At 71.3% G+C, this 12,016-nt stretch carries 1 protein-coding gene; it reads right to left on the bottom strand.

The window, feature by feature from the left end:
• Nucleotides 1–7: 7 nt before the first annotated feature.
• Nucleotides 8–11,800, bottom strand: coding sequence for a non-ribosomal peptide synthetase (locus SK571_RS16710; RefSeq protein ID WP_319985004.1), 11,793 nt, complete (start codon nt 11,798–11,800; stop codon nt 8–10).
• Nucleotides 11,801–12,016: the final 216 nt, after the last annotated feature.

The raw sequence follows: 12,016 nt of genomic DNA on the forward strand, positions 1-12,016 counted from the left end.
GCTCCCCCTACTTCCTGTTCAGGTGTGCGATCAGGGCCTCTGCGGCCTCCCGGAATCGGGACGCGACCCGTCGCACGGTCTCGGTGCGGTGCAAGTTGGTGCTGTGGTGCCATTCGACGAGGAGATCTCCCTCGCCGGTGCGCTCGATCTCCAGGTGCAGCGCGTACGGACGCAGTCCGCGGCTGGTGCTCTCGCCGCACAGGTCACCCGGTAGTTCGTCGACGATGAGGCCCCTGACCTCGTCGTCGTTCACGGAGTCCATTCCGCCCGTGAAGTTGATGTTGATCTGACGGTCTGGGGCGGCACGGAGGCGAAGCACCTCCGGGTCTTCAGCCGTCAGATGGCGCAGCGCGCCGTAGCCGACTCCGTGCCGTGGCACGGCTTTCAGGCTTTCGCTCACCGCGGCGACGACTCCGGCGGCGTCGCCCAGGTCGTCGTGCTGGAGCACCACCGGGTGCACCGAGGTGAACCAGCCGACCGTGCGGGACAGGTCCGTGCCCGGTGCCAGGCTCTCGCGGCCGTGGTGTTCGAGGTCGACGACGACGGTGCCGGTGCCGGCCCACTCCCCCAGCGTCTGCAGCAACGCGGCCAGGACCACGTCGAGGACCTTCGCGTTCGGCAGCCCCGCGGCGCGGACGGTGACCTCTTCGACGGCGGCGGAGTCCTCGGTGTTGGCACCTGTCGCGTCGACCGGCAGCGTGAAGCCGGTCTCCGCCCGCTCCAGCCAGTACGGCAGCTCGTCGCGGACCTCGGCGCTGTCGGCGAAGGCCGTGACGGACTCGGCCCACCGCCGGAACGACGTGGTCTTCGCCCCGAGGGGTTCGCCCTGGTACGCCGCGTCGAGGTCTTCCAGCAGGATGTTCCAGGAGACGCCGTCGACCACCAGGTGGTGCACGACGAGGCCGAGCCACGGGGGTTCGTCACCGCGGTCGAACAGAACCGCGGCCACGAGAGGACCGTTCACGAGGTCCAGCGAACGTTGCAGCGCGTCCATGTGCTCCCGGACATCGCCCTGGACGACCGTGAACGCCGCGGCCTCGCCCGGCTCGGCGACGTGCTGCCGCCAGCCGTCGGGCCCGTGGTGCAGGCGGGTGCGCAGGGCGTCGTGGTGGGTCACCAGGGTGTCGAGCGCGGCGGAAAGCCTGCCGGCGTCCACGTCCGGTGCGAGCTCGAAGAGCCCCGACCAGTTCCAGTGGTTCCGGTCGTCGATGGTGGCCTTGGTGAACCACCGCTGGATGGGCGTCAGCGGCACCGGTCCGGTGACCGGGCCCTCCTCGACCGGCACGGGGGCGGTGGTCACGGCGGCCAGCTCGGCGACCGTCTGGTGCGTGAACAGGTCGGCGACCGCGAGGCCGAGGCCCGCGGCACGCGCCCGTGCCACCACCTGGAGGCAGGCGATCGAGTCGCCGCCCAGGTCGAAGAAGTTGTCGTGCACGCCGACGCGGTCGGCACCCAGCAGCTTCGCCCAGATGCCCGCCAGCGCCCGTTCCGCGTCGGTGCGCGGGGCGACGTAGGCACCGTCCGACTCCGGCGCCGCCGGTTCCGGCAGGGCACGGCGGTCGAGCTTGCCGTTGGGCGTCAGGGGCAGGGCGTCGAGTTCGACGAACGCCGAGGGCACCAGGTAGTCGGGCAGCTTTTCGCGCAGGAACGCGCGCAGTTCGGCCGTGCCGACGCTGGTGACCACATAGGCCACAAGGCGCTTCCCGGTCCCGGACGACGTGGCCACGACGGCCGCGGCCCGCACGTCCTCGTGAGTGCCCAGCAGTGCCTCGACCTCGCCGGGCTCGACCCGGAAGCCCCGGATCTTGACCTGCTCGTCGGCCCTGCCGAGGAACTCCAGCGTGCCGTCGGAGCGCCAGCGAGCGCGGTCACCGGTGCGGTACAGGCGTTCCCCGGAGCCCGTGGGGTCGGGGACGAACCGTTCCGCCGTGAGGTCCGCGCGGCCGACGTAGCCGCGGGCCACGCCGGGGCCGCCGACGAACAGCTCGCCCGCCACCCCCGCCGGCACGACCTGCAGCCACGGGTCGAGGACGTAGGCCCGCATGCCCGCGAACGGCCTGCCGATGGGCACCTGCGCGCCGATGTCGTCGAGCGTGTGGATCGTGCACGTCATGGTGGTCTCGGTGGGCCCGTAGGCGTTCACGATGTGCAGGTCCGGGCGGCGTTCGCGGGCCGTGCGGGCGTGCTGGGCCTGCAGGGCGTCACCGCCGACCACGAGCAGGCGCAGGCCGTCGAGGACGTCGGGCGAGGTCTCGACCAGCTGGTGGAAGAGGCCCGTGGTGAGCAGGGAGGCGGTGATGCCGTGCTCGCGCAGGAACTTGCCGACGTCCATCCGTTCGGCGATGTCCGCGGGGCCGACGACGAGGGTGGCGCCGTTGAGCAGTGCCAGCCAGATCTCGAACGCGCCGGTGTCGAAGCCGATGCCGGCGAGGTGCGAGACGACGTCACCGGGCCCGACGCGCACGGCGGCATCGGTGCACACCCTGGCCACGCCCTCGTGGGTCAGCGACACGCCCTTCGGCACGCCCGTCGAGCCCGACGTGAACAGCACGTACAGCTCGCTGCCAGGACCGCCTGCGACGGGCAGAGGCCCCTTGGCCTCGGGCAGGTCGAGCACGTTCGCGTCGAGCACGCGCACCCGAGGGATGTCGAGGGGCCACTCCCCTGCCGTGACAACGAGTCCGACTCCGGCCGTGCCGATCATCTGGGCGAGCCGGGCGGTGCCCTGGGCGGGGTCCAGCGGGACGTAGCTGCCGCCGGCGCCGATCACACCGAGCATGGCGATGATCAGCCCGGGGCCGCGGTCCAGGTGGAGTCCGACCCTGGTGCCCGTGCCGACACCGTTGGCGCGCAACCATTCGGCGACACCCGAGGCCCTGCGGTCGAGCTGGGCGTAGGTGAGGTCGACACCGCCGCGCAACGCCGGGCGCTCCGGGTGGGCCGCGACCTGGCGTCCGAACAGCTCGGCCAGGTGGGTCGCCGGCATCTCACGCGACTCCGACGTGCTCCACCCCAGCACCTCGGCGCGCTGGGCGGCGTCGAGCAGGGCGATCTCCCGCACGGACGTGCCGGGCAGCGCCGCGACGGTGACGAGAATGCGTTCGAGCTGGTCCAGCAGCGCCTCGACGGTGGCGTCGTCGAACGCGCCGGTGGAGTACTCGCACAGCAGGGCCAGCTGGCCGTCGACGTCGACGACGAGCTTCAGCGGATAGCGTCCCTGCTCCAGCAACGCGGGTGAGTCGAACTCGTCGTCGTCGCCGTCACCGTCGTCGAACCCGCCGGGCAGGTTCTGCACGGCGACGATGCTCTCGAACAGCCTCGGCACACCGGCCACCCGCTGGATGTCGACCAGCGGCGAGTGCTCGAACCGCTGCGCGGCGACCTGGCCGTCCTGGACGGTCCGCAGCCACTGGTCGAACGGGGTGCGGTCGCCGGGGACCCTGATCCGCACGGGCAGCGTGTTGATGAACAGCCCGACGATCGACTCGACACCGGCCAGCGCGGCGGGCCGCCCGGACACGGTGAGGCCGAAGACGACGTCGTCGTCACCGCTGTGCGAGGCCAGCAGCAACGCCCACGCGGCCTGCACGACGGCGCTGATCGTGACGCGCTCACGTCGTGCCAGCCCTTCCAGTGCCAGGGCCACGCTCTCGGGCAGTTCGCGGTGGCGCCTGCCCTGCTCCCAGTGCACACGGGTGGTGCGGTCGACCGGCAGTGCCGTGGGCGAGGTGAAGCCGTCGAGGTACTCGCGCCAGAAGTCGTCGGCGGAGGGCTGTTCCTGGAGCCAGGCGATGTAGTCGCGGTACGGGCGCACCGGCGGCAGCGACTGCCCCCGGTAGGCCGCGAACACCTCGTCCCAGACGAGCGGGATGCTCCAGCCGTCGAGGTACAGGTGGTGGAACGTGAACACGACCCACTGGCGGTCGCCCCGGTCGGCCACGTACACCCGCAGCAACGGTGCCGTGGTGACGTCGAACCCGCGCCGCTGGTCGGCGTCGAGCAGGTCGTCCAGAGCGGCGGTGGGGTCGGCGACGGAGGTCCAGTCGAGCACCTCGAACGGCACGTCGACCCCGCCTACGACGACCTGCAGCGGTTCCTCGACGCCTTCCCACACGAACGCGCTGCGCAACGCGGGGTGGCGGCCGACGACGGTGCGCCAGGCTTCCCGCAGGGCGGCCACGTCGAGCGGTCCGCGCAGCTCGCGCACGTCCTGCGCCCAGTAAACGGCGGTGTCGGCGGGCGCCTCGAGGACGTGGAAGAGCATGCCCTGCTGCATGGGCGACAACGGGTACGCGTCGACCAGGTCCGGCACCCGTGCCCGCAGGGGCTCCAGGTCCGCCAGCGGCTTCGCGGTGACCTGCGAGACGGTGGCGACGCCCGTGTGGGCGGCGATCTGCTGGATGGTCTGGTGCGTGAAGATGTCGGCGATCTTCAGCTCCAGACCCGCTTCCCGGGCCCTGGCGACGATCTTGAGGCTGACGATCGAGTCGCCGCCCAGTTCGAAGTAGTTGTCGTGCACGCCGACTCGTTCGACGCCGAGCACCTCCGACCACACGGCGGCGAGGGTGCGTTCGACGTCGGTGCCGGGTGCCTCGTGGCTGGCGGAGTCCGGCGCCTCGGGCAGCGGCAGTGCGCGCTTGTCGAGCTTTCCGTTGCTGTTCAACGGCAACTCGTCGAGCGGCACGATCGCCGACGGCACCAGGAACTCGGGCAGCCGTTCACCGAGGAACGTCCGCAGGTCCGCCGGTTCGGCGGTGCCCACGACGTAGGCGACGAGCCGTTTCCCTTGCGGCAGCTCACGAACGACGACCGCGGCGTTGGCGACGTCCGGGTGCCCGGCGAGCACGTGCTCGACCTCGCCCGGTTCGACCCGGAACCCGCGGATCTTGACCTGGTCGTCGGTGCGGCCGACGAAGTCGACAGCACCGTCGGCGCCCCACCGCACCAGGTCACCGGTGCGGTACATCCGCGCGCCAGGCACGTACGGGTCGGGAACGAACCTCTCGGCGGCCAGGTCCGCTCGGCCCGCGTACCCACGCGCGAGGCCGGTTCCGCCGATGTAGAGCTCTCCCGGCACACCGACCGGCGTCGGCTGGAGCCAGCGGTCGAGCACCGAGAAGCGCAGGCCGCGCAGGGCGTCGCCGATGGGCACGGTGGCCGGGCCGAGCCGTCCGGTGTGCATGTCGTGGAACGACGCGTACACAGTGGACTCAGTCGGGCCGTACATGTTGTAGATCGCCACGGCCGGGTTCGCGTCGAGCACCTTGCGCGCCTGGACCGGAGACATGCCCTCGCCACCGGCGAGGACCTTGCGGTGCCCCGAGAACACGCCGGGGTCGGTGTCCGCCAGCTGGTGGAACAGACCGGTGGTCATGAACGACAACGTGACGCCGTGCGCCGGGTAGAACGTGGCGACGTCCAGCCGCTCGGCCAGGTTCGCGGGAGCCACGGCGAGCGTCGCGCCGCTCAGCAACGCCGTCCAGATCTCCCAGGTAGAAGCGTCGAACGACACCGCGGCCATGTGCGCCACGACGTCGCCGGGGCGAGCAGCGACCGCCGGGTCGAGCACGACCCGCACGACACCTTCCTCGGTGATCTCGACGCCCTTCGGCACACCGGTCGAGCCCGACGTGAACATCGTGTAGACGAGGCGCTCCGGCAACGACGGCACCAGCCGGTCGTCCGGTTCCGCGGCAAGATCGGCCAGGTCCACCACGCCGAGACTCGGCGCGTCCAGGGCGTAGTCGCCACGGGACACGACCAGCTCGACCCCCGCGGCGGTCTGCACGTCACGCAGCCGGCCGTGCGGCAACGAGGGGTCGAGCGGCACGTACGTGCCACCCGCCTGCGTCACAGCGAGAATCGCGACCACGAGGTCCACGGACCGTTCGAACCACAGCCCGACCCGCGTCTCCTCGCGCACACCGGCGGCACGCAGACCCGACGCCACGCGAGCCACGCGCTCGCCCAGTTCGGCGTAGGTCAGCTCGCGGTCGCCGCCACGCACGGCCACCTCACCGGCGAAGCGGGCGGCAGCGAGCCGGAACCGCTCGGCGAGCCCGATGAAGGGCTCGTCCAGCACCGGACCCAGACCCCATCCGGTCACGGGCGCGGGAGTCACCTCGCGCACGGCGGCGGCAGGCCGGCGGGCGGCGGCGGTGAGCACCTCGGCCAGCTGACCGAGCAGACGCTCCACAGTGGACGCGTCGAAGGCGCCGGTGGAGAAGTTGGCCTCCACCTTCAGGGTCGCTTCGAGGTCGACCGCGAGGATCATCGGGTAGTGCATCTGCTCGACGGAGTCGGTCGAGGCGAACAGCTCCTCCGGGTCCTCCTCGCCCTCCTCCGGGGCCTCACCCTGCGGGTAGTTGCCGAAGACGAGCATGCTGTCGAACAGGCCACCGGTGGCCACGCGCTGGATGTCGGCGAGCGGTGTGTGCTCGTGCCGCTGCACGGCGACCTGGTTCTCCTGCAGCTCACCGAGCCAGTCCGCGAACGACCGCTCCCACGCCACCTTCACCCGCACGGGCAGGGTGTTGATGAACAGGCCGACGATCGACTCCACCCCGGCCAGGTCGGCCGGGCGCCCGGACACGGTCAGGCCGAACACGACGTCGTCCTCGCCCGAGTAGGCCGACAGCAGCACGGCCCACGCCGCCTGCACGACGGTCGACAGGGTGACCCGCCGGTCGCGGGCCAGGGCGACGAGCGCCGTCGTGACGTCGCGGGGCAGCGCCAGCTCGCGCCGGTCCTGGGCCCAGTGCTCGCGCACCACCCGGTCGACCGGCAACGGCGTCGCCGAGTCGAACCCGGCGAGGTACTCGCGCCAGAACGCCTCGGCCTCGGCGGAGTCGCGCTGTGCCAGCCACGCGATGAAGTCGCGGTACGGCCGCACCGGCGGCAGCGACTCGCCCTGGTAGGCGGCGGTGACCTCGTCCCACAGCAGCGGGATGCTCCAGCCGTCGGCGTAGAGGTGGTGGAACGCCAGGAGGATCCAGTGGTGGCCACGGCCCTGGGCGACGTGCACGCGCAGCAGTGGCGCGGTGGCGAGGTCGCACCCGCGAGCGCGGTCGCCCGCCAGCAGCTGCTCGACAGCGGCGTCGGGGTCCGTGACGTCAGACCAGTCGTGCACCTCGAACGGCACCTCGACGTCAGCCACGACGACCTGGAGCGGCTCGCGCACACCCGACCAGACGAAGCCGGTGCGCAGCGCCGGGTGCCGGTCGAGCACGAGCTGCCAGGCCGCGCGCATGGCGTCCACGTCGAGCTCGCCGGTCAGCTCCCGCACGTCCTGCGTCCAGTAGACGCCGCTGTCCGGTGACTCGACGGCGTGGAAGAGCATGCCCTGCTGCAACGGCGACAACGGGTAGGCGTCGGTCAGTCCGGGCGTGCGGGCGACCAGGGCGTCCAAAGAGGACTGGTCGAGGGCCGCCAGCGGAACGTCGGACGGTGTCAGGCCGTGCGCGCCGGACCGGCAGTGGTCGACGATGCCGGCCAGTGCGGCCACGTAGGCCTCGGCGAGCTGTTCGACGGTCGAGCGCAGGTGGAGGTTGGTGCTGTACTGCAGCTCCACGGACAGGGTTCCGTCGGCGGCCTGGACGACCTCGACGCCGAGCACGTGGGAGCGCAGGCCGCCGTCGCCCTCTGCGGGGCCGCACAGGTCCTCGGAGAGCTCGCGGGCGAACAGGCCCACGGCGTCGTCCTCGGCGGCGTCGACACCACCGAGGTAGTTGAAGACGACCGGGCGCGCCAAGGCGTTCCGGAGCTGCTCGTCGCGCTCGCGCAGCACGGTGTAGCCGACACCGCGGCGCGGCACGGCCCGCAGCTGTTCCTTGACGCCCTTGATGAGACCGCCGACGTCCCCGAGGTCGTCGTGGTGCAGCCCGACGGGGTGGATGGCGGTGAACCAGCCGACGGTGCGGGACAGGTCGATGCCGTCGGCGATCGCCTCGCGGCCGTGGCTCTCCAGGTCGATGGCGGCGGAGCCGGTGCCGGTCCACCGCCCGAGGACCTGGAGCAGCGCGGCCAGGAGCAGTTCGTGGCCCTGGGTGCGGTAGGCGCGGTGGGCCTGCGTGAGCAGGACCGAGGTCCGGTCAGCGTCGAGGGCCACGCGAACGGACTCGGTCGAGTCCTCCGTGTTGGGTCCGTCGAGGTCGGTCGGCACGGCCGTGGCCGTCCGGGCGACTTCACGCCACCAGGGCAGCTCGTCCTGCGGGTCGAACGCCTCCAGTGCGGCGGCCCACTCCTGGTACGACGTGGTCTTCGGCGCCAGCGCGCCGGCGGAGTACGCGGTGTCGAGGTCCTCCAGCAGGACGTTCCAGGAGACCGCGTCCACGACGTAGTGGTGCACGGTGAGGCCGAACCACGCGGGCTTGGCGCCGCGATCCACGTACACGGCACGCAACAGCGGCCCGTCCGTGAGGCTCAGCGACGTCTGCGCGGCGGTCATGGCCGCGGTGACGATCTCGTCCAGCGCCGGACCGTCGAGGTCCGTCCTGAGCACGGTCACGAGCTCGGCGGTCTCGGCGGGCACGTTCTCCTGGGTGTCGCCGTTCAGGCGCAGCCGCAGGGCGTCGTGGTGGGCGACGACGGTGCCGAGCGCGGACCGCATCGTGCCCGCGTCGGTTCCCGGTGCCAGCTCGAACATGCCGGACCAGTTGAAGTGGTCGCGTTGCGGCAGGTTCTCGCGGAGGAACCAGCTCTGGATGGGCGTGAAGGCCACCGGTCCGCTGACGGTGCCCTGGTCGGCCGAACCGGGCTCGGACGTGCCGACGCGGGCGGCGAGCTCGTGGACCGTCTGGTGCGTGAAGAGGTCGGCGATCTCCAGCCGCAGTCCGGCGGCACGGGACCGCGAGACGATCTGGAGGCTGACGATCGAGTCGCCGCCCAGCTCGAAGAAGTTGTCGTGGACACCGACCCGTTCGACGCCGAGGACCTGCGACCACACCTCGGCGAGGGTGCGTTCGGCATCGGTGCTGGGCGGTGCGTACGCGGTGGTGCTCTCGGGTGCGCCGGGGTCGGGCAGTGCGCGCACGTCGAGCTTTCCGTTGGTGTTCAACGGCAGCTCGTCGAGCGGCACGATCGCCGACGGCACCAGGAACTCCGGCAGTCGTTCGGCGAGGAAGCGGCGGAGCTCCGCCTGGTCGGCGGTGCTCACGACGTAGGCGATCAGGCGCTTGTCGTTCACGATCACGGCGGCGTTCGCGACGTCCGGGTGGCCGACGAGCACGTGCTCGACCTCGCCCGGCTCGACCCGGAACCCGCGGATCTTCACCTGGTCGTCCGTGCGGCCGACGAAGTCGACCGCGCCGTCCGCACCCCACCGCACCAGGTCACCGGTGCGGTACATCCGGGCACCCGGCACGTACGGGTCGGCGACGAACCGCTCGGCGGCCAGGTCCGCCCGGCCCGCATAGCCACGCGCCAGGCCGGTGCCACCGATGTACAGCTCTCCCGGCACACCGACCGGCGTCGGCTGGAGCCAGCGGTCCAGCACGTAGAAGCGCAGGCCCCGCAACGCGGTGCCGATCGGGACCGACGACGGGCCGAGCCGGCCGGTGTGCATGTCGTGGAACGACGCGTACACAGTGGACTCGGTGGGGCCGTACATGTTGTAGATCGCCACGGCCGGGTTGGCGTCGAGCACCTTGCGCGCCTGGAGAGGTGACATCGCCTCGCCACCGGCCAGCACCTTGCGATGTCCGGAGAACACGCCGGGGTCGGTGTCCGCCAGCTGGTGGAACAGACCGGTGGTCATGAACGACAACGTCACGCCGTGCTCGGCGAAGAGCTTGGCGACGTCCAGCCGCTCGGCCAGGTTCGCGGACGCCACGGCGAGCGTCGCGCCGCTCAGCAACGCCGTCCAGATCTCCCAGGTCGACGCGTCGAACGACACGGCGGCCATGTGCGCCACCACGTCGCCGGGCACGGCGGTCACCGCCGGGTCGAGAACGACCCGCACGACACCTTCCTCGGTGATCTCGACGCCCTTCGGCACACCGGTCGAGCCCGACGTGAACATCGTGTAGGCCAGGCGTTCAGGCGTGGCAACGAGTTCCGGCCATCCGGGCGCCCCGGTCACCAGCTCGGCGAACTCGACGACGCGCGGACCGTCCAGGGCGTAGTCACCGCGGGACACCACCAGCTCGACCCCGGCGGCGGTCTGCACGTCACGCAGCCGGCCCTGCGGGAGCGCTGGATCAAGCGGCACGTACGTGCCACCCGCCTCCGTCACAGCCATGATCGCGACGACCAGGTCAGCGGATCGCTCGAACCACAGGCCGACCCGCGTCTCCGCGGCGACACCGGCGGCGCGCAGGCCCGACGCCACCCGCGCCACCCGGTCACCCAGCTCGGCGTAGGTCAGCTCGCGGTCCCCGTCACGCACGGCCGGCCGGTCGCCGAACTCGCTGACAGCCGACCGGAACCGCTCGGCCAGGCCGACGTACGGCTCGTCGAACGCGGGGCCCGTGCCCCAGCCGGTCGCCGGCGTCGGCGTCACTGCACGAACAGGCCGGTCAGGACCGGCGACCGCGGCGGCCAGCACGGCCTGCAGCTGGTCGAGCAGCCGGTCGACGGTGGCCTCGTCGAACGCGCCGGTGGAGAACTCGGCCTCGATCTTGAGCGTGTCCTCCAGGTCGACCGCGAACGCGATCGGGTAGTTGACCTGCTCGATGGAGTCGAGGGCGCCGAAGCGGTCCTCGTCGCCGTCGCTCTCTTCGTCCTCTTCGGACAGCAGCGCCTGCGGGTAGTTGCCGAACACCACGATGCTGTCGAAGACACCGCTGCCGCGGGGCAGGTCCGACCACCGCTTGATGTCCGAGAGCGCGGTGAACTCGTAGCGCTGCACCGCGACCTGGTTCGCCTGCAGCTCCCCCAGCCAGTCGGCGAAGGAACGCTCCCACGACACCCGCACGCGCACGGGCAGCGTGTTGATGAAGACGCCCACCATCGACTCGACGCCGGGCAGGTCGGCGGGGCGGCCGGACACGGTGAGGCCGTAGACGACCTCGTCGTCACCGGAGTAGGCGGACAGCAGGAGCACCCACGCCGCCTGGATCACCGTGGACGGCGTGACGCGCCTGCGCCGGGCGAGGTCCATGACCGAGGTGGTCAGGTCCTCCGGCAGCTCGGCGCGGCGGCGTCCCTGAGCCCAGTGGTCGCGAACCGAGCGGTCGACGGGCAACGCCGTCGGGGCGTCGAAGCCGGCCAGGTAGTCGCGCCAGAAGGCTTCGGCCTCCGCGCGGTCGCGCTTGCCCAGCCAGGCGATGAAGTCGCGGTAGGGGCGGACGGGTTCGAGATCGGGGGTCGTACCGCGGCACAGGGCGTCGTAGGTGGCGCCGACCTCTTCGAGGACGACGGGCACGCTCCAGCCGTCGCACAGGCCGGAGTAGAGGGCCCACACCATCCGGTGGTGGCTGGTGCCGTCGTTGATGACGTGCACGCGCATGAGCGGCGGCTTGGTGAGGTCGAAGCCCTGGGCGCGGTCGCGGGCGAGCAGCTCGTCGAGCGCGGCCTGCTGGTCGGTCACGGCAGTCCAGTCGTGTACCTCGAAGGGCACCTGGAGATCACCCATGACGACCTGGAGCGGCTCGGGCACGCCCTCCCACACGAATCCGGTGCGCAGCACGGCGTGGCGGGCGACCACCAGTTCCCACGCGCGCCGCATGGCGCCGACGTCGAGCACCCCGTCGAACTCGTAGAGCCCCTGCGCCCAGTAGACGCCCTTGTCCGATTGCGCTTCCAGGACGTGGAACAGCATGCCCTGCTGAACGGGCGCCAACGGATACATATCTTCGATCACAGATAAGCCCCTCCCCTGGCGTCATTTTTACACAATCTTCATTTACCCGGTCAAGCTATTCCCGCCGAGCAGTCATAAGACATTCACATGAGGGTCATTCGCGGCGGCCATGATTGATTTAAAATGGCACGCCGAATAGAACCGTTCATCACCGTGTAATTCATTCCCCCAGATGCGCAGAGCCCAGTGCGCTAGATGCCCCCGAGCTGTACTTGA

It is taken from the genome of Lentzea kristufekii, assembly GCF_033949925.1.
In the GTDB taxonomy this organism is placed as follows: domain Bacteria; phylum Actinomycetota; class Actinomycetes; order Mycobacteriales; family Pseudonocardiaceae; genus Lentzea; species Lentzea kristufekii.